This window comes from Bacteriovorax sp. As-1 (assembly GCF_058446905.1).
The window spans coordinates 2,605,808-2,631,228 of record NZ_CP184341.1 but is presented as its reverse complement, the minus strand read 5'-3'; the positions used below and the strand labels follow the sequence as shown (position 1 = coordinate 2,631,228).

Here is a 25,421-nt window from a genome sequence, read left to right as displayed (position 1 = left end):
AAGGATTTTTATGATTACTCTTTATGGCCCTGCGCGCTCAAGTGCTGGAAGATGTCTATGGTGTCTGGAAGAAGCTGGTGTCGCTTACGAAAACAAACAAATCGACATGAGAACAAAAGAACACAAGTCTGAAGCTTTCCTGGCAATCAATCCAAACGGAAAAGTGCCGGCAATGGTTGATGGCAACACAACCCTTTTTGAATCAATGGCGATCAACTTCTACATCGCTGATAAATACAAACCAGAACTTTTAGGAATGAGCGCTGAAGAAAGAGCTCTTTCTTACCAGTGGAGTTTCTGGGCAAGTTCTGAACTTCAAGACCCTATTATCCAGGTCTTCATTCAAAAGGTTTTCATGCCTGAAGAAAAAAGATCACAAACTGTGATCGACGAAAACATGGCAAAGCTTCCAGCTTACTTCCAGGTCCTAGACAATGCTCTTGCTAATAAAACTTACTTAAACGGAAAGAACTTCTCTCTAGCTGACCTAAACACAGCTTCAGTTGTAAGCATCGCTCCTCACGTTGGGCTTGATATGAGTCCATACAAAAACGTAAACCTTTGGTTAAAAGCTATCGGTGAGCGTCCGGCCTTCCAAGCATATTCAAATCTGAGAAAGGGATAGAATTGAGAAGGGGGACTTCGGTCCCTCTTTTTAGTAGATCTCGCGCAGAACGCTTCCTATGATTTTGCTTCTGTAAATCTCAATCAATCTCTTATGCTGATCAATCTCTTTATCCAGAAGTTCCACATCGGCCTTTTTAGTAATAGCAGAGTTTTCTTTTTCACCTTCAAAAACATCGATAAGTCTTGAAGCAATTCTCTTTGACTTAATCTCTACTGCAATTTCATTACTCACACTTGTACTTCCTGTTCCGAAGTTATGTGAACCAATAATCACATGATCCTCATCGAAGATAAGCACTTTTTCATGCACATAATTTAATTTCTGATTTCTCTGCCACTGATAAAGCTCAATTCCATCTAAAACCAACTGGCGGGCATCAGGAAGAGAGTAAATATAGCCGGCATTGTTAGAGAATTTCGCCGACTCTAAACTGTTAGTGATGATTTCAATTGAATCCCCTTCCTTTAAATTCTTTTCCAGGAATTCTCTATAGCGCTCAGTAGGAATCATAAAGTAGTTATAGGCACGCATTTTTTTGAAATCAATTTTTGTCACTGTATCCAGAATATCATCCTGCTGAAGCAGGCGCTCTTTTCTATTCATTCCTTTTTCAAATTGGTGAAGGACAGCTTCATGAGAAAGAATGCGCGCCTCATCTCCGTCTTCATAGACAGGTTGCACCGGAAAGAAGTGTTTATCGTTCTCACTAAAAATCATGCGCTTATATGCATCTTCACATTTTGTCGTTTCATCTGAAGCACAGTTGGCTTGGATCTTTTGATTGGCAATAAAATCAAACATGCGCTTGAAGTGATCCTGCACTTGATTAACAACCGGACCACGCAACTCCACTTCCATATCTTTTCCAGAAAGTGAGCTATCAGAGATATTTCTTCCTCCTAAGATGGCCAGCTCTCCATCAACCAGGAAGATCTTCTCATGCAAGCTATGAGTAAGAGAGAATTGAGTTCCTGGAGTTAATTGCAGGTAAGCAAAAACGGCATCCGTTGTTGGATCAAGCTCTTTTCTTCCTTGCCCAAAAAAGTCCACTCCAATCGTCGAGATAAAAGTCGACAACACGCGGACTTCAACTCCACGGGCATTGGCCTTATTAAGCTCTTCGGCCAATCGCTTTGGAACACTTGTCTCGTCCCAGAAAAATGTAATGATGTTGATGTGGTGCTTGGCCTTTTTAATCAGTTCGACTTTATAGTCTACGGCCGCTGCCGGGTCTTCTAAAAGGGTTAAACGATTCCCCTGGGTATGTTCATACACCTTGGCTTGTGTCTGCACAGAAAGACACAGCATGAATAAAATAGTCCCAAGTATTTTCCTCATAAGAGTATTCTAACAGAACCATAAAAATAGTGATTGGTTATGAAAAGATTACAGAGGGTAATGAGAGATGATAAGGGGCTGAAAACAAGAAGGGAGGCTAAGCCTCCCTCTGATTATTCCAGGTCTCTTAGTTCGATTCCAACTCTATTGAGGACACTTTGAGCGTCTTCCACATTAACCCCTTTTAAACAGATCAGGGTCACATTCAGGTCATTTTCTACACCTGTCAACGTAAAAGCAAAGTTAGAGTCTGCCGGTGCATTTGGAACAGAAGCATTACTCTTAGAAGAGATTGTGATCTCTGTCCCACCGTCAATCACTCTTGATGATGGAGTGACGATCAGCTGACAACGCTTTCCACTTATTGGTGAAATGATAGTTCTTCCTAAGTCATTTCCTTGGTGAAGGTATTCTTTTAAGAACACTAGTCTTGTTTTGTTAAGAGCAATTCTTTGGAAATCGTCTACAACAACTCTGTTTCCAAGAAGGATTTTCTCAATAAGATTTTCATTTGCCTCTAAGGCCGCAAACGAAGTTGTGATGGCCTGAAAGCTTTGAGGTACGTTTGCACAAGTGTTCACAGACTCATTTAACTTGTTATACATAGCATTCAGATTCGTTCTTAAATCATTCGTATCTTTTGCTGGTTGATCAAGCTCATTGATAACACCCAGCTGCCATGTCGTCATTTTTGAGGCCAATGTTTTACCGACAGCGATTTCCGCACAATTCTTGCTGCCCCATTCTTTTCTATAGCTTGCAGGATTCGTTACCCACAGTTGATTATAAACAGAAGCAGTTTTTACTAAAGTTTTAAGTTGCGCTTTGGCCTCATAGATAGACCCTCTTAAATCTGCCATTCTTTCTCTAGTCCCGCTCATTAAACCTCCAGAGTTTGACTCTGTAGGTTTTGTCGGCTCAGCAGGCTTTGTTGGTTCGCTTGGTTTTGTTGGTTCAGAAGGTTTAGGTGAATCGGTCTTTAATATTTCTTCAACTTGTTTAGAAGCAACATCGTAACATTCTTTAGCAAGACCTACATTCTTGGCGCTTTCATTAACGGCCGAACATGAAGCTGAAGAAAGATAAAGGTTCATTGTTGCACACGATAGATTAAGCTCTAATGTCTTTCCATTGGCACCAAGTTTTTTTAATGCTGATAAAGCACTTTTATGCTTTGCAATCACTGCTGTAATCGTATTTGCCAGCTCGGCACTTACCTTTTCATGACTCTCACAATATTTCTTCGCATAAGACTTTTTGCTTAATGATCCTAAGGCACTCCACTCTGAACTCGCCTTATTAGAGTTATTTGCAATCCCTTCAAGCGAAGCGCGGTTTTGCACCAGGACTTCTTTGATGGCCTGAGCGGCAGAAGGCTCTTGTGCCGATACTGTCAATGGAAGGGCCAAAACCATTAATCCAAGAAGTGATGTTTTCATAAAGCTCCCAAATTTTAATAACTTTAAGAGGAAAATTACCATAATTCAGAATCGAATATGCCAAAAGTGTAAATATTATATATTTTAAAACCCCCTAACCCTTTAAAAAGAGTCAATCCTAGGGTAGATTTTTGAAATGAAAAAAATATGTGTCATCACCGCAAGCGTCGGGAAGAACTTAGAGCTAGCAGAATCAATCGTCACTCACCTTAAAAACAATAAGGCCGAGGCCCATCTATTGAACCTGGTTGAACTAAACCTTCCTCTTTATACATCTCTTTCTGAATCTCACCACAAGGCAGAGGTTCTCGTGGCCCCATTCAAGGATCTCCTTGATGTCGATGGTTTTGTCATCGTGGCGCCGGAATACAACGGAGGGCCTCCTCCCGTTCTTAATAACTTCATTGCATGGGTTAGCCGTTCGACAAAAAATTGGCGCGACACTTTCAATAGAAAAACAGGTATGATCGCAACCAGCAGTGGCGGCGGTGGTATCAGCGTTCTCTCAATTCTAAGAATGCAACTTTCATTTATCGGTATGAATGTGATCGGAAGACAAATCGTTTCGACATTTTCAAAACCAGTCCCACAAGAAGAAGTCGAAACTGTTTGCAAAGAATTCTTAGAAGCAATTCCGTCACGTACTTAACATTTTTTAGACGGCCGCAGGACACCCGCGGCCTTTTAAACTCTTACCGATACTGCAGCAAAAACGTCATTTGAAAAACTCTTGCGACCTCTTTTTTTGAGGCCTAAGGTTTAGTTATGAAGACAGTATTGGTCACCATATTCTGTTCTCTTTTCACTTTCATGCATCCGGCACTAGCAATCCCACCGGAGGATCAAACACTTGCCCCCTATCAAGAAGAGGCCGACAGCCGCCACTACGAAACGTTTGAGATAAAAACCAAAGTCGAAGCCTATGAATATAAGGCCATCGTTTACAAACCAACGGGTACTTCGATAAAGGCATTGTTAGTGATCTACCCAACAATTGGTGGGGTGAACTCCATTGAAGGATCAAACGCCCAGTATTTTTCTAAACGCGGTTATGTCGTTATTGTTCCCTATCTTTTTGAAACAGAACTTAACAAACCCAATCCCGACATGGATAAACTCGACAGCGACTACTACCGTCCGGTGGTTTCTGTTATTAGTTTTATTAATTATGTCGATTTTAAACTTAACCTTCCTTCCACTCTTCCCGTCTTTGCTCTTGGGGCAAGCCAGGGAGGAATTACCAGTGTCCTTATCAGCGCGTACGTCCCGCGGATTAAAGCGGCCTGGTTTGCAACAGCAGGAGGAGACCTGCCATACATTTATGCCCGCTCAACAGTTTTACAAATCAGAGAGTTTAGAGAAAGACACATGCGCACGCTCGGCATGAGTGATGTGGATCAATACGAAACTTATCTTCGAGGTTATTTAAAAAACGACCCGAGTCTTTCTTGTAAAGATATCAAAGTGCCCTTCCATCAAGTGATTGCTTTAAAAGATACGGGAGTCCCAACGGTGACTCAGGAGCTTTTAGCAAGAGAGTGTCCCCCTCATTCCATCGACCGTTACAAATTAGGTCATGAGGCCGGAACGTTAACGACCGTCCTCATGAGAAAGAAAATCTTTGAATACTTTGAATCGTTTATTTAAGTCTTTTGATTAAGTGAAAACCAAACTGTGTGCGCACTGGTTGTGAAACTTCACCTGGCATAAGCGCAAAAGCGGCCTTCTCAAACGTCGGAACCATCATCCCTTTACCGAATTCACCTAACATTCCTCCGTCCTTTCCTGACGGGCATGTCGAGTAATCTCGGGCCAGGTCTTCAAATGAAACTCCTTCCGCTAATTTTTTTTGGATATCTTTTGCTTCATACTCTTGGTTTACCAGAATGTGCTGAGCTGTAACTTTCATAAAATATGTCCTAGTTAAATGATTCTAAAAACGTCCACACCATTTCGCGTGACTCGTTCACAATTGAAGGGATTTTACTATAACTTGGGATTTTTTCTCTTCCCAACTCGGCAGCAATCGCGCGAGTTCCTGACTTCCAGTAAAAGTAATCCGCACTACTTCCTTCCGCCACATAGATTGTTGTTGAGATTTGTCCTGCTTCGTATTGATTGTCTTTGGCCATCGACTCTACTAAATCTTTAAAGATAACAACATCAGCTGCTGCCGGTGCTTTTCTCGTGTAGGCCCATGGATACATGACAAGTTTTCCATAAGCATGTAGATCAAGTGAGCCTGAGAATTTCATTTTGTTAGTGTAGTCCATCATCGATTGGATAACATCCACTGTTGGATTATTTGGTTTATCAGGCCATGGATAACTTCTATTCGGGTCTTTTCTCTGCACGTATCTTTCACGCGCTTCAAAACTATCAGGGCTCACAACTGGAACGATATAGATATCGCGGCCATTTAAAATTTTAGAAAGCCTTTGGTCTTTTCCATAACCACCAAGAAGCTCATTGGTTAGAGCAAATAAAACTTCTGTTGTGATAAGCTCATCACCATGCGTCGCAGCTGTCAACATGACTTTTGGTTTATTTTCTCCACCTGTAGAAATCTTAAGTGCATAAAGGTTTCTTCCCCCTTTACTCACTCCATAAGTTTCCAAAGTTACCAGAGAACTGTAATTCGTTGCCAGCGTTTTTAAATCTGCTTCAACGTCAGCATACTTTCTATATTGATTAAGACTTTTTTCATCTCTTTCTACATGAATATTGTCCTGTAGTAATTTTGCTTTCGGCGCCTGCTCTAAAAAAGCTTGAACGTCCTCTTCTTGAACATAGACTTCAAAACCATGAGCGCGCTTTGCGACCACTTCAAACTGAGAAGCAATCTTATTCATCTTTAATGGGTTAACTGAGACTTCATAGCTTCTGATTTTTTCTGCACCAAAAGCAATGTTTGAGACAAGTAATGTGAGGATCAATAGTCCTTTATTCATAAAATTCTCCACCTTGAGAAGTTGTATGAACAAAGTCTATGAAAACTATCTCTCTTTGTCTCTAAGTTCTCTCTAACTATTTCTAAACATCCGTCTGATTTTCTGCTGGTTGCTGTATCGTATGTCTTTAGGATTAGTTCCCTTTATTTTAAAAGTAGGCTCTTTAAAACGCTGTTTTTTCTTCCACTTCCGTTTGTCATAGAGGCGAGTTTTTTGTTTTTTAGCCTCGCGCTTCTTAACAATTTCTAACTCCAGTTCGTGCTCGACCTGGATCGGACTGGTTTCAGTATTTTTTAAGGACGCACGTTTGACCTCAATCGCATAGAAGCTTAGAAGCCCTATGATTAATTTTCTTATGAGCATTTACACTCTCGCATTGAATGAAATTGATAATAAAAACGACAAAACAAATGCGAGATGTGCTCATGGCAAAACTCCAATAAATAAAAAATAAACAAACGTTAATTAATCAATGAAATGAAAATGTAATAAGGGATTAAAATGGCGGGATTTTAGATATTCATGAGACTATTGTGCCATTGCTTCAGAATTGAAGCAATAGCCCATATATTTTTAACTATTTCTTAGGTGCAGGGGCAGGAGTTTCTTCTTTTTTCTCTGATTTTGTCTCAGAAAGAACCTCTTCACACTTATCATCGATTGGTCTCTTTACTTCTTTGCCATCGACCTTACAGATCTTCACTTTCTTAGCAGAGTTTACAGAGATACCGTTTCCGATTGTCGTTCCCGATGGGAAAACCGACTTACAGATTGCCAGGGTAAAAATCATTGCAACAAGAATTCTCGTTTTCATAGTTAGTAACCGCCTATTCGTTAGTTGATTCGTTATCGGATGTTAGTTTAAACAATTGAGAGCAGATTTGATAGACCTCTTCTCCATCATCTTTACATGAAAGCTCAATGAGTTCAGCATGGGCCTTCTTCAAGATCTCCTGTGCCTTCTTATAATTCTTCTTTTTGAGAGTGATAGTCGAACTTCTAATGTCCCTTTCCCCAATGGGTTGGTCAAAGATCGCCTGGCGGGCAAACTGGATAAACTGGTCGTGGTGTTTTTTAATGGCATCACTTGGGATATTTTTATCGACGACAAAGTTCCCTTCTCTTCTTTTTAGGGTCTTCTTATGGTCCTCTAAAAGCCCCAGACGAACCAAACGCGCCACTGCTGCTTCTACTAATTCAGGGTTAAGTCCACGTCCTAGCTTTTTTGCCATCCAATCGTAATTGAACTTGAAGTTTTTAAGCTCAATCATTTCTAAAATGGCCGCGTGATACCAATCATCAATGAAGCGGAAAGAATCGATTGAAACTGAAAACTGCGAGTTGATCGTATCTGGTTTTGTCGCTTCTAAAAGCTCCGTATACATCATCCTCTCAGCATCGTTTTTAGCGTATTTGTAAAGAATCAAAAGCTGAAAGTACTTCTGTTCTACTGTGCTTAAATTAAGCTGGTGGCCAATTTTATCAGCAAGCTCTGTGCTTAATTTTCTTTCGCCTTTTAAAACACTGGAAAGGAGGCTTGGGTTTTCATAACCCAGAAGCTTAGCGTACGAGCGCAAAGAAAAGCGCGGGTTCACTTCCTTCTTCAGTGAGAATTGGCGGTTAACGTATTCTATAGGGTCATTAAATTCATAAATTTTCATAATAAAATAGTGATACCAAGACTCGTAAATTTTTGCAACATTCTTGCGTACAAAGTGCACACACTGTGCGTACACCAAAGACCCGTTTCTCTCTCGGGGAAGTGGAAAAAGTGCGAACTTTCTGGCAGGCCCTCTTCAAAACCAGTAATTCCCACATCACTTCCATTGAGAATGGGAAATGAAAAGAAAAAGGTTTTAATGTCGTAGAGAAACCCATAGGTATTTTTCTTTGGGTTGTTGATTCTTCGAGCGACGGCCACTAGTTCTTCAAAACTTGAAGGTGGAGTTTTGACCAGGTCTTTGTTGTAAAAAAGTGCCAGTGATTCAACTGCGTACGTGTGACCATATAGTCTCCCTTTGTATTTGAAAGCCTTTAGAGAAACAGGAAGAAAGTTATCTGTTAAATCCGGGATTTCATCAAGTGGCTCAATAAGTGCTGACTGCGCCAATTCACCGTTTACATCATTGGCCCATAATAAAATGTCAGGTCCTTTTTTTTGTCAGGGATGCTGTTTTAAAAAGTGATGTTAAGTCTTTGTTTAAAACTTCAACGACAACTTTCGTTTTATATTCGCTTTCAAAATCTTTTTTAATTTCGTTAATGGCATTAGCGGCCCCTTCATTTGACGTCCAGATCAGGACATCTGCGGCCATCGACGTCTGGGTAAACGCCAGGAAAACCAGGCTAAGAAAAAAGTTTTTCACTGGCATAAATCATGGCCCCAAAAAGCCCCGAGCTATCGCCCAGGTGATTGATATAAATATCAGGACAATATTCTTTTGATAGGAAGATGTTTTCTTCCAGGTCTGTTTTTAAATCTTCAAAAAGAATACTTTGAGAAGAGAGTCCTCCTCCAAAAACAAAATAATGAGGATTAAAAAGATTGTTAAGGATACTTAGAAAATGCACAAAATTAAGGCGGTAATCAATCATCGCCTGCAGCACTTCTTGAGAACCAGTGCTCGCTTTGGCAAAAAACTCATGGGAGTTCATAGTTTTGTTAATGGCCGTTCCTGAAAGATAAGTTTCCGCACAGCCTTGTTGGCCACAGTAACATCTATTTCCTCCGGCCTGCAATACAATATGCCCGACTTCTAAAGCTGCTCCATTAGCACCACTTAAGATTTTTCCTTGAGAAACAAATCCTCCACCAACTCCAGTCCCAAGAGTGATTCCCACCACTACCTGGTCTTTAAAAGGCACACCCTTAGCGGCTTCGTAGTGCTTGCCTGCTCCCCCCCATGCTTCTGCCAGGGCAAAAAGATTGGCGTCGTTTTGAGCGACAATGCGCACGTTTGAACCTAGTTTTTCTTTGAGTATCTTAAGCACATCGTGCCCGATGAGAAAACGAGTGTTCCCGTTAAGCATAATAGATGTTTTTGGATGAAGTGTTCCAGGAAGAGCTATACCGATGGCCAGAAGGTCATCCATTTTTAAAGCACTTTCCAGAAGAAGGTCATTGATTAAAATGACGAGTGAATCGACAAAGGCTTGGTGATCGTGAATCGTAGAAATTCTTTTTTTAGAAAGGACATTAATTGAGCGCTCAAGCAGATTTAACTCCGCGACTGCGCCTTCAATTTTCGTTCCGCCGACATCAATACCCAAAAACATTTGTCTTCTCATAAAGACAAAATGTAACCCGGCAAGGTTCTTATGTCCATAAAAGCCTTGCCAGGTTAGGGGGGATTAAAGTGCTAAAGCACTAATGTGCGGTGACCTCGCGGTCGAAAGCATCAACTTGTGACCAGTTGACGACTTTCCAGATTGATTTTAAGTAATCTGCTCGCTTGTTTTGGTAATTTAGGTAATAAGCATGCTCCCAAACATCCACTGCTAAAATCGGGCGACCTTTAGTTGCCGCTACATCCATGAGTGGGTTGTCCTGGTTAGCTGTTGAGGTAATGGCCAGCTTTCCGCTGTTGTCGCGGATAAGCCAAACCCATCCTGAACCAAACTGAGCTGCTCCGGCCTTTTCAAAGGCTTCTTTAAATTTATCAACTGAGCCGAAATTTTTTTCAATTTCTTTCTCCAGTCTTTCCGGCATTTTTTGTTTTTCTTTATCACCACTTAAAATGTTCCAGAAGAACGTGTGGTTAAAGTGCCCACCGGCATTGTTTCTCACAGCTGCTTCCTTGCCTGAAACTTTACTCATAATCGTCATCAGGTCATCTTTTTCTTTGCCGAGAGCTTTGTTTAAATTATCCACATAAGCTTGATGGTGTTTGTCGTGGTGAATTTCCATCGTCTTTTGATCGATTGTAGGGGCCAATGATCCGGCCGCGTATGGAAGCGCAGCTAATTCAAATGGAGGTTTTAGACTTCCAATTTCTTTAAGAGTGATTGCGTGTGCGGAAGCGGCCAGTCCTAGTCCTAGTGCTGCTGCTCCTGCGAGAATAGTTTGATTCATATAAGAGACTCCTTTAGGTAAAACGTGAATGATAAGAAAAAATCATTCGCTAATAGAGTCTTGCATGCAAAAGTGAATCCGAATAATTCGTATTATTAACCAATTTATTCGTTTTTATGAATGATGCGCTTTAAATGTTTGAGATTAAAGATGTTGGGACAGTGATTCAATATACTCTTCTGGTAGATTATTTTCTTCAGCACCGCGGACAATAGTTTGCAGGTAACGAAGAGATGGGCGGAAATTCCCCATGACAGTGATTTCGTAGGTCATACATTCCATCATTTCCCCATCGACATCAATAGGAACTTTCACTTCATTATAGGCATTGAGATGCGCCTTTCTTCCGTGAACATAACCTTCAAAAACGCGAAGCTTTTCTACATCACTCACAGTCAGTTCAAAAAGAACGCCCCAGAGTTTTTTTCCTGTGGATGTTTTGTATCCGGCCACTCCTCCATTCCACGATTCGTAAAAACTTGGAAAACAAATCTCAGCATTGTTCATAAAACCTATGCCGATCTTTTTTGAATCCGGGCAACGCTCCTGCATCTGCTTTAGATTCATGTTTGAGCCGTAAGAAAAATAAAGTGTCTTCATCTTAAAATTCGTTATACTTTTTTGAGTTCCCGCGGGCAAGCTCCACCGGGTATTTTTTTGCGTTCTTTTCCATTTTACGGATGACGGCTTCTTCCAGATTGATATTCGTTTTGCTGGCAATTCGCAGGAGGTAGACAAAAATATCGGCCACTTCCTCTTCCACTTGCTGCATTTTCACGGGATCTGAAGAGAGATTGTTTGAATCCACTTCACTCATCCATTGAAAGATCTCCAAAAGCTCTGAGCTTTCTACTGAAAGGGCCATCGAAAGATTTTTCACCGAATGAAACTGATCCCAGTCACGCTCTTTAGCAAAGTTATTTACTAATTCTTTGAGTTTACCTAAATCCATCTCACTCTCCCTTAAAACTCCAGGCAACAAAACGGCTGATCTTTTGACCTTGAGACATTTCTACTGTCTCCACTTTTAGAGCTTTATTTCTTTTTAACTCTCCGTATATGCCAGAGAGATTCTCTTTTGAAGACACTAACGTTGAGAACCATTTCACCTGATCTTTAAAGAGCACACTCTCTAAAATCATCTTCTTGATAAACTCACCTTCTCCACCTTCGCACCAGAGTTCCTGACTCTGGCCGCCGAAATTGAGACGGTCTTTTATTTTTAAGTTTTTATTTTTTCTAGCTGTCCCCTTCTGTGCTTCTTCTTTTGAAGAATGAAAAGGAGGATTACAGACAGTTAAGTCATATTGCTCTTTCGGAAGAATAATTCCCTGGAAGATTTTTGTGCGGTCATTTTGTTTTCGGATTTCAATCTTTGACTGCAGGTTGTTTTTTTCAACGTTCGTCTTCGCAGACTGAAAGGCCTCTTCGTCAATCTCTGCTCCCACAAAATTCCAACCGTAAACACTTTCACCCAAAAGAGGATAAATACAGTTAGCGCCCGTTCCGATATCAATCACGCGGATAGATTCATTTCTTCCCGGCGATTTTAATAAGTCGGCCGCATAGTGAAGATAATCCACTCTTCCTGGCACCGGTGGGCATAAGTAATTTTTTGGAATGTCCCAAAACTCTATTGCGTATTCAGATTTTAAAAGTGCACGATTAAGTGATTTCAATCCTTCTGGATTGGAGAAATCAATAGTATCATTGCCGTTAAATTTATTTTTGATAATAAAAGGCGCAAGCTCAGGCGTGCTCTTTTTTAATTGAATAAAGTCGTAACCAGCACGGTGCTTGTTTCGAGGATGAAGATTCGTTTTTTCCACTAAAGCATTTTACTCTGTTACTGGCCGACTATTCAACTATAGTGTTGTGTGCAGATAGACTAATGCCGAGTGGCATACCTATTGCTTAAATAACCTCGAACACTCCACAGATACTGTGGCCCTTTAGGAGGTTATGATGTCTTCTTTTTATAAACAACAAGCAATCAATCACTACTTAGAACATATTGATAATGACTTAGACGAAAATATCAATAAAGTTGATGATGTTGTCTGGGTAAACGCTGATAAAATTTTAGCTGTTTTACAAGAGCACGCGATTTTACGTGAAAGCCTGGCCATAAAAATTCCCGAGACTCATGTGGCAAATTGGGACGATGAAGAAGAAGAGCTTCCAGAGTTTGATCGCATTCTCCAGCAAATCCTTTATCAAAACCGTACTCTGCACTAGTAAGAAATAATCCTCTCTAGAAGAACACCATAATCCTGCCGCTAGTTCCGTTGTCTCTGGTTGTTCTTTGAACAGAGCTATCAATATACCAGCCTTTTCCGAGGGAGCGTCTGACTCCCGCGGAATTGAGCCCGGTGCCCGAGCCACCTACACGCAGAGAGTTTTTTGAACCCAGTCCAATTTGGGCCGAGACCTCGTTTGAATCCGGGTCGTAGCCAATTGATTCCACCGGAGAGCCGGCAAAGTAATAAAGAACAGCAAGGGATAAAATCCCCTGTGAAAGAAGTTGATTAGATTTTTTAGCAGCTGTTCTATCATCTGGATCAAGTCCACTGAGAGGACGGCCGAATAAAATGACAGCATAAATATCATCCAGTGGAAGTGCCGTGCGTGAGAGCTTTGGCAGAAGAATCTTTACCTTCTCCAATTCCAACCCTAGGTTGATGGGACCTAAAGTGTAATCTTTAAGTTTAACCGGCACGCCTGCATTGACAGGAGCTGGAAGAATATTAAAAGGTGGCCTCACCAGGCGATAAACGGTGTCCTTTACTTTTGTCACCGTGAGTTCTGCTGTCGTCACAAGCGCCACTTCTTTCATAAATTTTGGAGTGGTTAAATCTTCTTTCAGTGAAGACTTTAAAATATCCGTCTGCATTTTAAACTGGGCCGATTCAATCTTTGCCGTCAAAAGCACCGGAATGTGAGTGTCTAAAATATTGGCCTCAAGTTTAATCTGGTCAAAGTACAGAGGATTCGTCGTCTTTAAATCATAAGGAACCAGGATTTTCTTAGGGGCAAAAACAGTCATTTTCTTTTTTGTCGCTTCTAAATTAAATCCTAAAGCCTCTGCTTCTAAGAGCTCTGGTTTTTTAGTGACGTTAAGATCAAAGGATAAAGGTTTTTCCTTTTTTAAGATATCGATCTTCTTCATCGTCAATTTAAAATCAGGAATCAGAGGATTCCACATCATATCCCAATAAGACATGATATCCGGCGGTGGTGTCTCTTCCGGATTATCTTTTGGTGCAATCACGAGCTTAGAAGACTCAACTTATAAAGGCCTATAGATCACATATTTGAAGCCTTCATTCATGCTCCAAAAAAGCTCTACGTTCCATGAAACTTTTTCCATGCAGGTATCAACATTCACATCCGGGTTGTCATACACCAGGCACAGGTCCTGAAATCCCCCGTAAAAGCGGCGCTTATTCCAGGCAATCCACTGATGATTAATCTGGGCGTCTTTCCACGACCAGCTTTTTAGTACATGAGTTTTAGTGAGAGCGTAGTCCAGGTTTTTTTAATATAGACAAATAGCTCATAAAAGCCAAACGTCTTAAAAAAATCTCAAAAAAAAGAATTTTATAAGCGGCCAGAGGCCCTCCTTTTTATTAATGGGGGGGATCCTAACCGGAATTAATGCTCTAATTCTTCCTATCGACCTACATAACCAATCTTTTGAGCTTCACCAACCTTGGTTTCAAATTCTACTTTAACGAAAGTATATTCAACTCCATTGATGACTCCTTTTATTGTTTGCGGTTCAAAGCCTTGATAAAATTTTACCTGATCACCAGTTTGCGCCGTATAGATAACGTTGCTTAACGATTCATCTCGCACATTGATTGATCCATTGGCCGAACAAATAATATTATCGACGCCATTTTGAATTTTTAAGTGATCATCATTTTCGTCTTCGTCCTCGTCAGCGTTTGGCAAATTATCATTTGCCGGTGGTGGATTCTTTTGATCTAATTTTTCGGTCGCAGCGATAAGAGATTTCATATCCAACTCATCATTGATGAGAGTTGGGATCATATTGTTGATTTGTCTCTTATCTACTGTTGTTATATGTTCAAAGAGTGATGAGTCTGAGGTATTGACGGCCAGTTGAGCCGTATTGTTTTCACCAAATGTGACAATAAAGTTCCAGCATTAATTCCTGATACATCTTCATTGATTTTTATCCCTCGAGACTGAATGGGCTGGAGATTGTTCTTTGAAACAAAACCGAGGTCACCTTTTTTAGCATCGGTATCATTTTCTTTGCTTCCTGCGATAACTTCAATCTGGACCTTTGAAGTCTCTTCATTGGTAGAAATAATACGAACTAATGTCCCATTACCAATGTCGGCAAATATTTTTCCATCTGCATTTTCCAATCCTGCTTTTCCAAGCAGAAATCCCCCTTTAACAAAGGCCAATTTGACGTTGGAATAAGTCTTGTAGGTACAATTGCTGGTCTCGACGAGTCCTTTGCGGGCATCCCAGTAAAAACGATCAGCGCCGGCCAGTGCGGATTGAGCAAATAATGAAAATAGTATTGTCAAGAAAAATTTTTGTGACATGAACAATTGAATATCCCCGACAATTGCGATTTTGGCGGATACTAGTACAGATTTTTTCGCTTATTAAACCAGCTTGGAAAGAACGTAAAAATTTTACATATAAAAGCAATAAGTATTCAGGGATAAAACTCTAAACAACTTCACAATATTGTCTTATTTTTATACACCCTGAAAAAAAGAAAGACCTGGGCCTCCCCTCGCTCGCTTCTGTGATAAATTCAAGCGACCCCCATATTTAAACAGGAGGACTTTGTGAAAATAATCATCATGAATCTACTTATACTCTCTACTCTTTTTTCGGCCGAAATGAGTGTCGCCGGGGTTAAAGTTCAAAGTGAGATGATTCTAAAAAAAGACCTCGCCGTCGTGGCCAAATCAAGTAAAGAATTTGGAAGAAGAGATATCAACGACAGTAAATGCGGCCTGGTGGTTAACAATCACTCAAATCTTGATTTGATCATCACGAAGGGGACAATCCTCGTCGTAGATAATATTGTGAGCGGACGAAGACGACTCGATCCCAGCTATGCAGATGCAGAGGCCATCACTCATATTTACATGCATATTCAAAATCCACAAAATGATTTGGAGAAAATTGAAAATCTGGATCTTTCCCTCAGTTGTGAAAGCGGAATTTATAACAACGTAAGCGATGCACGCGATGGATATGTCCCTCCTAAGAAAGCCGTTAGTATGTTTGATGATTTTTTAGAAAAAAAATAGTATTAAGGGAATAAAGGCCAAAAAAGGTGCCACTAGACTTATGCAAGGCAAAGTCTAGTGGCACCTTTTATTTTTAATATAGACAAATAGCTCATAAAAGCCAAACGTCTTAAAAAAATCTCAAAAAAAAGAATTTTATAAGCGCCCAGAGGCCCTCCTTTTTATTAATGAGGGGGATCCTAACCGGAATTAATGCTCTAATTCTTCCTATCGACCTCTCCACTAGTAAGAAATAATCCTCTCTAGAAGAACACCATAATCCTGGCCACTAGTTCCGTTGTCTCTGGTTGTTCTTTGAACAGAGCTATCAATATACCAGCCTTTTCCGAGGGAGCGTCTGACTCCCGCGGAATTGAGCCCGGTGCCCGAGCCACCTACACGCAGAGAGTTTTTTGAACCCAGTCCAATTTGGGCCGAGACCTCGTTTGAATCCGGGTCGTAGCCAATTGATTCCACCGGAGAGCCGGCAAAGTAATAAAGAACAGCAAGGGATAAAATCCCCTGTGAAAGAAGTTGATTAGATTTTTTAGCAGCTGTTCTATCATCTGGATCAAGTCCACTGAGAGGACGGCCGAATAAAATGACAGCATAAATATCATCCAGTGGAAGTGGCGGAACACTCGAGAAGGCCTGTCTTGGATTGGATAGCGGACCTTCTAATTCCAACGTCACTTTATACTCGGGAAGATGAAACTCAACCACTGCAATGATTTGCGGCTCTAGAGGAGCTTTGAAAACAAGTCTTAAAGACGGGATCACAATCTTTCTTTTAAAGATGGTCGTGGTTAGAGAAAAGGTCTGGATAAAACCTTCTTTGATTTCTCCGTTTACAATCAATAAATCAAAATTAAGTCTTAGTGTTTCATCCAACAGATTGGTATTAATGTGCAGAGCATTTTCTCCCAATGCCTGTAAATGCATATTGATATCGAGGTTCTGTTTCGGCGCCTTCTTTACCTTTGCTGGCAGATTTTGTTCATTAAGGTTCTCTCTCACGACTGCACTGGTATTTTTAAATCGTTTGTCCGGAATAAGCTGTGGTGGAAGTGCCGTGCGTGAGAGCTTTGGCAGAAGAAGCTTCACCTTTTCCAATTCCAGGCCCAGGTTGATGGGACCTAAAGTGTAATCTTTAAGTTTAACCGGTACGCCTGCATTGACTGCAAATTTTAAATCCTGCTTAGGACCACTCATATCAAGTTCAGTTTTAATTTTCAATTCAACTGAATCTTTCTCTATGTAGTTTGTGGTCGCCAAACGAATTCTTAAATTCCCTTCCATCGCATTGATAGGAGCTGGAAGAATATTAAAAGGTGGCCTCACCAGGCGATAAACGGTGTCCTTTACTTTTGTCACCGTGAGTTCTGCTGTCGTCACAAGCGCCACTTCTTTCATAAATTTTGGAGTGGTTAAATCTTCTTTCAGTGAAGACTTTAAAATATCCGTCTGCATTTTAAACTGGGCCGATTCAATCTTTGCCGTCAAAAGCACCGGAATGTGAGTGTCTAAAATATTGGCCTCAAGTTTAATCTGGTCAAAGTACAGAGGATTCGTCGTCTTTAAATCATAAGGAACCAGGATTTTCTTAGGGGCAAAAACAGTCATTTTCTTTTTTGTCGCTTCTAAATTAAATCCTAAAGCCTCTGCTTCTAAGAGCTCTGGTTTTTTAGTGACGTTAAGATCAAAGGATAAAGGTTTTTCCTTTTTTAAGATATCGATCTTCTTCATCGTCAATTTAAAATCAGGAATCAGAGGATTCCACATCATATCCCAATAAGACATGATATCCGGCGGTGGTGTCTCTTCCGGATTATCTTTTGGTGCAATCACGAGCTTTGAAGACTCAACTTCTAAAGGCTCATAGATCACATATTTGAAGCCTTCATTCATGCTCCAAAAAAGCTCTACGTTCCATGAAACTTTTTCCATGCAGGTATCAACATTCACATCCGGGTTGTCATACACCAGGCACAGGTCCTGAAATCCCCCGTAAAAGCGGCGCTTGTTCCAGGCAATCCACTGGTGATTAATCTGAGCGTCTTTCCACGACCAGCTTTTTAAAACCTGAGTTTTAGTGAGAGCATAGTCCAGATTTTTTGGATTGATGAAAAGTGTCGGGTTATAAAAGAAAGTCACGGCGATTGCAATAACCGTGATGAGGATCAATCCGATAAAACCACAGATGATCAAAAAGAGGCGGAAAAAAATCTGTTTGGGAGAGATTTTCATTTAGAACACTCCTCCCAACCCCAAATAAAATAAATTCCCATTGTCTTTCACTGTTTCATTAGAAAGAGCACGGGCCCAAAATCCCTGGACAATCCCGATAGGAGAAAGCCAACGAAGTCCTGTCCCAGGTGAATACCATAGGCGTTTTTCAACTTTCCAAGGTTTCTCTCCAAAGTATGTTGTATCGACAAAAGTAAAACTCTCAATCGTCGGAATAAAAACATAGGTCTTTCTAAATTCAAATTTCAAACTTAATTTCGTCAAGGCCCCTAGACCATTGTTACTTGGAAGTGAACTCAGTTTATACCCTCTGACATCATCACTTCCCCCTCCATAAAATTTAACCGACGGAGGTAGTGAAGCTAAATCAACTCTATCAGGCACCCATGTGGTGGCCGTGGTTAACCTGATTCCGCCAATGGCCTCACCTCTTCCCAGCTCCCCTAAATGAAGCAGTGTGAGGTAGGACAGGTTGAGTTTTAAAAGTGGATCGACGAAACCAAAACTCGGGTGACGGAAATCGAAATTAAAGCTTAATGTATTTCCCGATTCCGGGTGCAGATCATAGACTTCGTATTCGTGACTAGTTGTTTCGAGTTTTCCTTCCAATGCTCCGGTATTGATTCTCTTTGTATCCGAATCGTTTGTTGCTGACTTATATGAACCGGCAATTAAAGTAGGCCCAGTCGTCCACGTCCACTGCCTGGAGCTTCCATCTCTGGTCCATTTCATGTGTGGCTTAAATTTAGCAGTGATTTCTTCGTAAGTGGTCTGATTGTCTCTTTCCAGTTCAACTGATGTTAAAAGCGATCTGCGAGGAGCATCACTCCACATAAAACGATCTGAGGTAAAGCTAGCAAACTGATTTTTAAATGAGAGTTGAACATTAAACTCCCACAAAGAGGCCATCGGTCCCGATCTTTGGTTAGACCACTTCCCTCTAAACATCGGCCCCAGCTCTGTACTGGCACCAATCCCTAAACGAATCGTGCGGCTCGTCCCTAAGATAAATTGTTGAGAGAGAGAAAATGAATTGTTTTTTAAGTCACAACTTTCTTGAAAATAAGTTCCTTGCACAACACCAGCGCGCGTGAAGCGCTTCTCTGCTAACGTCAGGTCGCGCTCTGAAAAATAATCACCGCTGGTAAAAGGATAAAAACGGTCAAAAGCCGTCGATTCCAAACCTGGTACGGCTTCTTTTTTGATTTCACCAAACTGAAAAGGAACCAGCTCCTTTAATGTGACTGTTACTTCACCTAAAGTTGCATCAACGGTTGAACCAACCTTGGCACATGGATAGGTGTTGTTGCGCAAATAAGTCAGTGACTGGGCCTCAATAGCGTCCAGAAGTTTAGGAGTGATAATTTCTCCTTTAAATTTTCTGAACATTTCTTTTTCTACCATCTTCGAATCATCTTCATGATCTGAGACAACAATGATTTTTTCCACGAAGGATTTTTTACCAGGATAGACATGCAGCAGGTCTCCTTCGTATTCGAAACGAGGAGTCGAGTATCCTTTGGATTGCAGAAAACCAGTCAGCATGTAGCTGGCCTGGTAAGAAGGGATAAGTTTATAAGCGTCTTCTTCTGGGTCGCCACAAATGAGACGCTTTTCAGTGTCACTTAATTCAAAATCAGATTTATCTGAATGAATAAAAACCTTAGGGCACACTCGTTCGTCTTGCTTAGTCGTTGCACAACCAGAAAGCAGTGAAATAAAAATGAATGTGAAAATAAGAGTTACGTGATTCATTAGGGCCTGTTAACACGGTCATTCGCCCTCTATTTATACGCAAAATAACACGTTTTATCCAGTACAAAACACCTCTCGGTACTTCCTAATGCGAAAGTCTACGACGCTTAGTTCTGAGTGTTTTTTCTTCAAGGCCAAGTATTCTTTATTCTTAACCAATCCTCGGACAGCATTGGGAGATGGTGAAATAAGAACTGTGTGGGTTAATTCAGGAAATTTTCCGATGTGCTTTTTAAATTCCTGGTGAACGTGCTTAGAGGTAAAAATCAGCTCAACAATCCCCTTTTTTTCAATTAGCCCGGCCAGGCCATTATTATAAGTCTTGTCGTAAAGAGCTCTATCGAGCGCACTTCCATTCACGCGCCTACACGATAAGAGAATATCGGCCACTCCAATTTTATGCTCGCTCAGAAAATCCTGGATCTTTTTTTTATTATCCAATTTCAAATCAAAACATAAACCAATCAAAGACCATAGACGATTAGTCGAACCGCCATAATAAAAGGGAATGTCACCATCCTTGACTTCATGAAAACGCTCAGGATTAGAGAACTTCCCAATTGGAAAATTTCCTATGATCATCTTCTGGGCCTGAGGTGGAATAAAAGGTTTATACGGATGGTGTTCAAGAGGATCCATGCAAATAATTTAGCATAATGCTTTCATTCAAACAAAATTAGATTTTTGGGACACATCAAAAAGACTTTTTACCCCATACAATTCTTCTCATCGCGTGAAATGATGGATTTTACGTTCATGAATATTGGCATCCATACTGCAACTAATATAGTAGTACCAGAAGAGATTCTGGTCGGGACGAAAGACAAAGGCAAAGATTATTGTGATCGCCATTGTGTAGACTGAAAAACTACTCCCACACATTATCAATAAGAAGCCACCTTCGGGTGGCTTTTTAATTCAAGGAGGAACTGCATGACAAATCCAATTGAATCCAAAAACAATCCAATCTCACAAGTTGGAATCAAAAAGAAGCTTGAAAAAAAAGAATTCATAAAAGAAACATCACAACAGCAACACGCTAATGATGCCGCTCCTAATCTCAATCCGTTGAGTTCAATCGTTCACAAAGTGCTTCACAAAGCTTCAAACAGAGGTAAATAACATGAACTATCAGGAAATCATCGATTTTTGGTTTCGTGAAATAAAACCTGAAAACTGGTTTAAGAAAAGCGACTCGCTCGACCTTCTTATTACTGAGCGCTACATTGCTCTTCATGCTTCAGTCATTGCAGGCGAACACTCTGCATGGAGAAATGAGCCACTTGGAAGACTGGCCGAAATTATCGTCATTGATCAATTTTCCCGCAATATCTACCGCGATGATCCTAAGTCTTTTATCTATGACCCTATGGCCCTGGCACTTGCACAAGAGGCCATCAGAGGTGATTACCACAAAGACTTTTCACCCGTCTTAAAACAATTTCTTTATATGCCCTTCATGCACAGTGAATCAAAACTGATTCATCAAACGGCCATGATGCTTTTTGCAGAACCTGGACTCGAATCCAATTTTGATTACGAATTAAAACACAAGGAAGTCATTGACCGTTTTGGCAGATACCCGGAACGCAATCAAATTCTAGGCAGAGTCAATACTTCTGATGAGGAAGCTTATTTGATGGAGAGCGCTCCGGTTTATGCCAGTGCAACGATAAAGGAAGAAATACACATCTCCCACTAGTATACCAAAGACTGGTATTGGTGATTATGTAATGAAACCAAAAACTCCGAAACGGCTTTATTAAAGGCCTGTGAATTTTCCATATTGCTTAAGTGTCCAGCTTTTGGAATCATCACCAGCCTGCTATCCGCAATGTTTTTATGCAAATGTTGAGCGTCGCTAAAAGGAGTGACTTTATCTTCCTCGCCAACCAAAATTAGAGTCGGAACATGGATATCCTTGAGCATATCAGAACAGTCCAATCTCGTGGCCAAACTCACGAGTCCAGAACTTATCCCTTCTTCTGTGTTTCTTTCAGCGATATCGTAAAAAAAACTTTTCAGTTGTAAATTCTCCCGCGAGCTCTTACCGACCATCGACAACCACTGCTTTTCCATAAACTCTTCCCGGTGGCTATGAAGTTTTTTAATGGAGCTCCAGCGTTTTTCTTTTCCCAGGTTATCATCTGGTGTCGACTTAGTGTCGGCAAGGATAAGGCCGCTACAAAGTTCCGGAGCTTTTTGATAAAGTCGTAAGGCAAGATATCCTCCCATTGAAAGACCGCACCAGACAGATTGTTTGATTCCAGTCTCTTTTAAGAAGTTCTGCACGGACTCTACATAATGCTCGAATGTGATTGCGTGATCTGGCAGTGTTCCTTTTCCAAACCCCGGTAGGTCGGGGGCCAGCGTGTAATGAGTGCGGGAAAAAAATTGCATCTGATCTTTCCACATATCAGATGCTAGAGGAAAAGCGTGCAGGAAAATCAAAGGTTCTTTGCCGTAACTTCCCTGTGTCTGCACGTACAATGCATTAACATCCATGTTACCTCCATCCTTATCATTGCTTAAAGGATTTCGTCAGCTCTTTTGAAGCCATTTCCTGGGCCTCTCTGGCCTCTTTTAAAACAGGGGCCATGCCGAAGAACTCGTGAGTGACGCCTTTAAAATTTTTGTATTTTACATCTACTCCATAGGATTTCATTATCTCTGCCAGCTCCTTTCCTTCAGTGCGAAGAGGATCAATTTGAGCTGTGATAATGGTGGCGTTATTTAAGTGTTGAAAATTTGCTTTGAGCAGATTGATACGTTTATCATCTCTTTCAGACGTTGAATGAAGATACTGATTCATAAACCAGGTCATCATGTCACGGTTTAAAGGTTTCGCATTGGCATTTTCTTTATAAGAACTTGTCGATAAATAGTTTCCTGCAACCGGATAAACAATCAATTCGTGAATTGGCATTTGGATTTTTTCATCGCGCGCACGAATCGCCACATTGAGTGCCAGATTTCCTCCCGCACTCTCACCCGCGACCGCCACCCTTTTTGGATCGCCATCAAATGTTCGGGCATTTTTTAAAACCCATTGGAAGGCCGCATAGGCATCTTCGTGTGCCGCCGGGAATTTATATTCGGGAGCTTTACGATACTCTACAGAGACAAAGATCGCCTTCGTTTTATCCGCCAGTGATCTTGGAGTTGCATCGTAAGTGTCATTGTCAGCAAGGACCCATCCTCCACCATGAAAATACACAACAACTGGCATTGGTTTATTTGCGCCTGCAGGTGTATAGATGCGCGCCGGGATTTGTCCATCACCTCCATCGACCTTGATATCTTTAACTGTCACGAGAGGTTGCGCTTCAATCTTTTTATTCTTCATTAATGTCTTAACCGCATCTGCTGGTGTCGGCTGTTTTCTCGCCTCTTGTGCACTTAATGTCTCAATAGGCTTTCCTTTTTGGGACTCCAGCGTCTTTAAAACTGCGTCCATTTCCCCGGTGGGTTTGCCCATTTTTGCCAGGGCATTTTCAAATGAAAAGACAATCAAAAGCGGCAGAATTACTTTTTTTATCATGGGCTTAACCTCTATTTAAAACTCAAAGCGCAAACAATAGCGCAATAGTTAAGTATTAAAGTGCAAGCCCCGGGCCGAAAAATAACTTCGCCTTTTAGGGATTTTTTCCCCATAATAAAAAGAGATGCAAAATACGAAAATGTCGCCGCAAGAATTTATCACCATCTTTCATAAGCTTTTAAGTGAGAAAGTCCCAACTGAAGCGCTTATCACTCTCGGCTCATCAATCGCCACTCTCAATTTCAATGACTGGAAATCTGTTGGTGGAAACATCGTGATGAAAGATTTAAAACCGATCTATCACTCTTCAAAAAAGAAAGTGATCTCACTTAAAGAGTTAAAGAAAAATATTAAAGAAGAGCGACCGCGGAATTTCTTTAAAAACCTGGCGAAAAACTCTGCAGAGGCCATTAAAGGCTCAATTAAAAATGCGACAGTTAGTATTCCTGAAGCTAAAAATCGTTTGAGTGATTTTTCAAAAAAGATTGTCACTGATTACAACAAGCTTGAAACCAATGAAGATAAAGGACGCTACATCTTAAAACTTTCACTTTATGCCAGCGTTTTTGCCATTGCTTTTAATAAAGGAAGTAAACAAAAGATGCTTTCGAAATCCACTGTGCCACTTATTGTTTTAGGAATCACTCTCGTGGTTATTAACCGCGTGTTAGAACAAACGGAAGGAAAGCTAGAGCACTCTCCTGAAGCAAAATCTCTGGCTTCAGACCTGCGCTCACTTCTGCGCACTCTCAATATGGGTTTTAGTTCCGGAATGACTTTAAATGTGGTTGTCGATGGTATCGTCGATCAGAAAATCAACTTAAGCGATGTCGATGGAAAAACCATCGGATCGCTGATGCCAAAATCTATTATCGACAATATGATTTATGCTACTTTGATGGGACTCTTTTCAACTGAGGCTAAGGCGTAACTTTCGCTTTCTCAATATATCCCCAGAATTTTGGCAGGCACAATGCTGTTAAAAAAACAGCAATAAAACAAATCACACCACCACTCATGATACTTGTTGAAACACTGCTGACAGAGGCAATATAACCTGCGCGTGCGTTTCCTAAAAGCGGCCCTGACATATAAGAGATCATTTCAATCCCACTCAGTCTTCCACGCAATTCGTTCGGCACTGTTTGATTCCAGATGATCCCGCGGAAAAGGCCACTCAACATATCGGCCGCTCCTGCCATTACCAGACAGAGAAAGGCCACTGGAAGTGAATGAGCAAAACCCAAGAAGAAAATAAAAACGGCCCATAACATCGCTGCAATTACCACTGCGCGCCCGTGGAATTTTACTTTTCCTGACCATCCACTTAAAAGTGTCATAATCATCGCCCCGGTTGCCATGCCGGAAAATAGTATCCCGGCAGCCTTCGCGCCTCCAAATCCTTCGGCCATTGCCGGGAAAAGGGCAACCGGAAAAGCAAACAACATGGCCACGATATCGATCAAATATGTTCCAATCAATTCTGGTTTTGAAACAGCAAAACGCAGTCCTTCTTTGATATCTTGAAGTGGAGAATGCTCACGCTTTTCTGGGTTGGGAGTTTTTTTCATCAAGAAAATACAAATCAATGCCCCCATAAAAGTGACCACATCAAAAAGGTAGGCACCTTTCACTCCAAACTTAGCAATGATAAGTCCACCCAATGCCGGTCCAATGATCGCTCCTACTGACCAACGGAAACTTCCAAGTGCTCCAATGGCAGCGTAGTCTTCCGGCTCAACCATCTTTTGATTAAGAGCATCCATTGCTGGCCTATGAAAGCCAACAACCGACTGGAGCAAAAACACCGTCACGAAAATAAGTGGCACACTCGGCACATCTCTAAAAGCATTCCATGCAAAAATACTAATGAGTAGGCACATCAGGACTTCTGAAACCAAAAGTAGTTTGCGTCGATTGAGCCTGTCGGCATAAGCTCCACCGATAATCCCAAATAAAATAACTGGAATTAGCTGAGCAATACTGACAAGTCCTACAATCTTATTGTCTTTAGTCAAATCGTAAACTTCGTATGGGATCGCTACATAAGTCACCATACTTCCAATAAAAGATAAAAACTGCCCGATATAAAGAAGGCGGAAATCGCGGTACTTGGTTAGGGGTTTGATATTGATGAACATAGAAAAACCTTGCTGCTTATT

31 protein-coding genes are annotated in these 25,421 nt (G+C 41.0%); 8 read left to right on the top strand and 23 right to left on the bottom strand.

Annotated elements, in window-relative coordinates:
• The first annotated feature begins 10 nt into the window (after nucleotides 1–10).
• Entirely contained in the window at nucleotides 11–625 is a 615-nt protein-coding gene (locus ACN20O_RS13350; protein WP_491634422.1) for a glutathione S-transferase family protein, read from the top strand.
• A gap of 30 nt (nucleotides 626–655) precedes the next feature.
• On the opposite strand, the gene ACN20O_RS13345 is transcribed toward ACN20O_RS13350, so the two are convergent.
• On the bottom strand, nucleotides 656–1,966 hold the full coding sequence (locus ACN20O_RS13345; RefSeq protein WP_491634421.1) for a phospholipase D-like domain-containing protein: 1,311 nt from the start codon (nucleotides 1,964–1,966) through the stop codon (nucleotides 656–658).
• A 113-nt stretch (nucleotides 1,967–2,079) separates the two neighbouring features.
• A complete protein-coding gene (locus ACN20O_RS13340) occupies nucleotides 2,080–3,405 on the bottom strand; it encodes a hypothetical protein (protein ID WP_491634420.1) in 1,326 nt (441 codons plus the stop codon).
• A gap of 136 nt (nucleotides 3,406–3,541) precedes the next feature.
• Here ACN20O_RS13340 and ACN20O_RS13335 point away from each other — a divergent pair, with 136 nt between their 5' ends.
• Together ACN20O_RS13335 and ACN20O_RS13330 are read left to right on the top strand one after the other, a co-directional pair.
• Nucleotides 3,542–4,054: an NADPH-dependent FMN reductase gene (locus ACN20O_RS13335; protein ID WP_491634419.1), complete on the top strand. Its 513-nt coding sequence runs from the start codon at nucleotides 3,542–3,544 to the stop codon at nucleotides 4,052–4,054.
• A 116-nt stretch (nucleotides 4,055–4,170) separates the two neighbouring features.
• Nucleotides 4,171–5,052, top strand: a complete 882-nt coding sequence (locus ACN20O_RS13330) for an alpha/beta hydrolase family protein (protein ID WP_491634418.1) — start codon at nucleotides 4,171–4,173, stop codon at nucleotides 5,050–5,052.
• Here ACN20O_RS13330 and ACN20O_RS13325 read toward each other — a convergent pair.
• The 12 genes from ACN20O_RS13325 to rlmF all read right to left on the bottom strand — a co-directional run bounded on the left by ACN20O_RS13325 (nucleotide 5,045) and on the right by rlmF (nucleotide 12,257).
• Nucleotides 5,045–5,314 (bottom strand): peptidylprolyl isomerase, encoded by a 270-nt coding sequence (locus ACN20O_RS13325; RefSeq protein ID WP_491634417.1) that lies wholly within the window; start codon nucleotides 5,312–5,314, stop codon nucleotides 5,045–5,047. The genes ACN20O_RS13330 and ACN20O_RS13325 overlap by 8 nt on opposite strands.
• A 10-nt stretch (nucleotides 5,315–5,324) precedes the next feature.
• Nucleotides 5,325–6,356, bottom strand: coding sequence for a M14 family metallopeptidase (locus ACN20O_RS13320; protein WP_491634416.1), 1,032 nt, complete (start codon nucleotides 6,354–6,356; stop codon nucleotides 5,325–5,327).
• Between the two features lie 72 nt (nucleotides 6,357–6,428).
• Complete coding sequence (locus ACN20O_RS13315) at nucleotides 6,429–6,719, bottom strand: hypothetical protein (RefSeq protein WP_491634415.1); 291 nt, start codon at nucleotides 6,717–6,719, stop codon at nucleotides 6,429–6,431.
• A 214-nt stretch (nucleotides 6,720–6,933) separates the two neighbouring features.
• Complete coding sequence (locus ACN20O_RS13310) at nucleotides 6,934–7,170, bottom strand: hypothetical protein (protein WP_491634414.1); 237 nt, start codon at nucleotides 7,168–7,170, stop codon at nucleotides 6,934–6,936.
• A 13-nt stretch (nucleotides 7,171–7,183) separates the two neighbouring features.
• On the bottom strand, nucleotides 7,184–8,017 hold the full coding sequence (locus ACN20O_RS13305) for a TIGR02147 family protein (RefSeq protein ID WP_491634413.1): 834 nt from the start codon (nucleotides 8,015–8,017) through the stop codon (nucleotides 7,184–7,186).
• Complete coding sequence (locus ACN20O_RS13300; RefSeq protein WP_491634412.1) at nucleotides 8,014–8,466, bottom strand: extracellular solute-binding protein; 453 nt, start codon at nucleotides 8,464–8,466, stop codon at nucleotides 8,014–8,016. Before ACN20O_RS13300 ends, ACN20O_RS13305 begins: the two co-directional genes overlap by 4 nt.
• Nucleotides 8,467–8,500: 34 nt before the next feature.
• On the bottom strand, nucleotides 8,501–8,722 hold the full coding sequence (locus tag ACN20O_RS13295; RefSeq protein WP_491634411.1) for a hypothetical protein: 222 nt from the start codon (nucleotides 8,720–8,722) through the stop codon (nucleotides 8,501–8,503).
• Nucleotides 8,703–9,632, bottom strand: coding sequence for an ROK family protein (locus ACN20O_RS13290; RefSeq protein ID WP_491634410.1), 930 nt, complete (start codon nucleotides 9,630–9,632; stop codon nucleotides 8,703–8,705). Before ACN20O_RS13290 ends, ACN20O_RS13295 begins: the two co-directional genes overlap by 20 nt.
• A gap of 91 nt (nucleotides 9,633–9,723) precedes the next feature.
• Nucleotides 9,724–10,428 (bottom strand): superoxide dismutase, encoded by a 705-nt coding sequence (locus ACN20O_RS13285; RefSeq protein ID WP_491634409.1) that lies wholly within the window; start codon nucleotides 10,426–10,428, stop codon nucleotides 9,724–9,726.
• 144 nt (nucleotides 10,429–10,572) lie between these two features.
• The gene (locus ACN20O_RS13280) at nucleotides 10,573–11,028 is read right to left on the bottom strand and encodes a gamma-glutamylcyclotransferase (RefSeq protein ID WP_491634408.1); all 456 of its coding nucleotides are present in this window, start codon (nucleotides 11,026–11,028) and stop codon (nucleotides 10,573–10,575) included.
• 1 nt (nucleotide 11,029) lies between these two features.
• Nucleotides 11,030–11,380, bottom strand: coding sequence for a nucleotide pyrophosphohydrolase (locus tag ACN20O_RS13275; protein ID WP_491634407.1), 351 nt, complete (start codon nucleotides 11,378–11,380; stop codon nucleotides 11,030–11,032).
• A gap of 1 nt (nucleotide 11,381) precedes the next feature.
• The gene (gene rlmF, locus ACN20O_RS13270; RefSeq protein WP_491634406.1) at nucleotides 11,382–12,257 is read right to left on the bottom strand and encodes a 23S rRNA (adenine(1618)-N(6))-methyltransferase RlmF; all 876 of its coding nucleotides are present in this window, start codon (nucleotides 12,255–12,257) and stop codon (nucleotides 11,382–11,384) included.
• 133 nt (nucleotides 12,258–12,390) lie between these two features.
• On the opposite strand from rlmF, the gene ACN20O_RS13265 reads away from it, so the two are divergent.
• Nucleotides 12,391–12,666: a hypothetical protein gene (locus ACN20O_RS13265; protein WP_491634405.1), complete on the top strand. Its 276-nt coding sequence runs from the start codon at nucleotides 12,391–12,393 to the stop codon at nucleotides 12,664–12,666.
• Between the two features lie 16 nt (nucleotides 12,667–12,682).
• Here ACN20O_RS13265 and ACN20O_RS13260 read toward each other — a convergent pair whose 3' ends face one another.
• From ACN20O_RS13260 to ACN20O_RS13250, 3 genes are all read right to left on the bottom strand, one after another.
• Nucleotides 12,683–13,699 carry a hypothetical protein gene (locus tag ACN20O_RS13260; protein ID WP_491634404.1) on the bottom strand — a complete coding sequence of 339 codons (1,017 nt, stop codon included), beginning with the start codon at nucleotides 13,697–13,699 and terminating at the stop codon, nucleotides 12,683–12,685.
• A 401-nt stretch (nucleotides 13,700–14,100) separates the two neighbouring features.
• Complete coding sequence (locus ACN20O_RS13255) at nucleotides 14,101–14,484, bottom strand: hypothetical protein (protein ID WP_491634403.1); 384 nt, start codon at nucleotides 14,482–14,484, stop codon at nucleotides 14,101–14,103.
• 29 nt (nucleotides 14,485–14,513) lie between these two features.
• The gene (locus tag ACN20O_RS13250; RefSeq protein WP_491634402.1) at nucleotides 14,514–15,014 is read right to left on the bottom strand and encodes a hypothetical protein; all 501 of its coding nucleotides are present in this window, start codon (nucleotides 15,012–15,014) and stop codon (nucleotides 14,514–14,516) included.
• 252 nt (nucleotides 15,015–15,266) lie between these two features.
• Between ACN20O_RS13250 and ACN20O_RS13245 the strand changes: the two genes are divergently transcribed.
• Complete coding sequence (locus ACN20O_RS13245) at nucleotides 15,267–15,737, top strand: hypothetical protein (protein ID WP_491634401.1); 471 nt, start codon at nucleotides 15,267–15,269, stop codon at nucleotides 15,735–15,737.
• 222 nt (nucleotides 15,738–15,959) lie between these two features.
• Here ACN20O_RS13245 and ACN20O_RS13240 read toward each other — a convergent pair whose 3' ends face one another.
• The 3 genes from ACN20O_RS13240 to ACN20O_RS13230 are packed head-to-tail and all read right to left on the bottom strand — an operon-like array spanning nucleotide 15,960 to nucleotide 20,357.
• Nucleotides 15,960–17,963 carry a translocation/assembly module TamB domain-containing protein gene (locus tag ACN20O_RS13240; RefSeq protein ID WP_491634400.1) on the bottom strand — a complete coding sequence of 668 codons (2,004 nt, stop codon included), beginning with the start codon at nucleotides 17,961–17,963 and terminating at the stop codon, nucleotides 15,960–15,962.
• Nucleotides 17,964–19,718, bottom strand: a complete 1,755-nt coding sequence (locus ACN20O_RS13235) for an autotransporter assembly complex protein TamA (protein WP_491634399.1) — start codon at nucleotides 19,716–19,718, stop codon at nucleotides 17,964–17,966.
• Between the two features lie 54 nt (nucleotides 19,719–19,772).
• Nucleotides 19,773–20,357 (bottom strand): uracil-DNA glycosylase family protein, encoded by a 585-nt coding sequence (locus tag ACN20O_RS13230; protein ID WP_491634398.1) that lies wholly within the window; start codon nucleotides 20,355–20,357, stop codon nucleotides 19,773–19,775.
• A gap of 294 nt (nucleotides 20,358–20,651) precedes the next feature.
• Between ACN20O_RS13230 and ACN20O_RS13225 the strand changes: the two genes are divergently transcribed.
• Together ACN20O_RS13225 and ACN20O_RS13220 are read left to right on the top strand one after the other, a co-directional pair.
• A complete protein-coding gene (locus tag ACN20O_RS13225) occupies nucleotides 20,652–20,840 on the top strand; it encodes a hypothetical protein (RefSeq protein ID WP_491634397.1) in 189 nt (62 codons plus the stop codon).
• A gap of 1 nt (nucleotide 20,841) precedes the next feature.
• Entirely contained in the window at nucleotides 20,842–21,420 is a 579-nt protein-coding gene (locus ACN20O_RS13220; RefSeq protein ID WP_491634396.1) for a DUF924 family protein, read from the top strand.
• Here ACN20O_RS13220 and ACN20O_RS13215 read toward each other — a convergent pair.
• Both ACN20O_RS13215 and ACN20O_RS13210 read right to left on the bottom strand, forming a co-directional pair.
• Complete coding sequence (locus ACN20O_RS13215; protein ID WP_491634395.1) at nucleotides 21,417–22,223, bottom strand: alpha/beta fold hydrolase; 807 nt, start codon at nucleotides 22,221–22,223, stop codon at nucleotides 21,417–21,419. The two genes, ACN20O_RS13220 and ACN20O_RS13215, sit on opposite strands and share 4 nt — an antisense overlap.
• Before the next feature lie 16 nt (nucleotides 22,224–22,239).
• Nucleotides 22,240–23,259 (bottom strand): alpha/beta hydrolase, encoded by a 1,020-nt coding sequence (locus ACN20O_RS13210; RefSeq protein WP_491634394.1) that lies wholly within the window; start codon nucleotides 23,257–23,259, stop codon nucleotides 22,240–22,242.
• A gap of 124 nt (nucleotides 23,260–23,383) precedes the next feature.
• Here ACN20O_RS13210 and ACN20O_RS13205 point away from each other — a divergent pair, with 124 nt between their 5' ends.
• Complete coding sequence (locus tag ACN20O_RS13205) at nucleotides 23,384–24,190, top strand: hypothetical protein (RefSeq protein ID WP_491634393.1); 807 nt, start codon at nucleotides 23,384–23,386, stop codon at nucleotides 24,188–24,190.
• Here the strand turns inward: ACN20O_RS13205 and ACN20O_RS13200 are convergent.
• Complete coding sequence (locus tag ACN20O_RS13200; RefSeq protein WP_491634392.1) at nucleotides 24,180–25,400, bottom strand: MFS transporter; 1,221 nt, start codon at nucleotides 25,398–25,400, stop codon at nucleotides 24,180–24,182. The two genes, ACN20O_RS13205 and ACN20O_RS13200, sit on opposite strands and share 11 nt — an antisense overlap.
• Nucleotides 25,401–25,421: the final 21 nt, after the last annotated feature.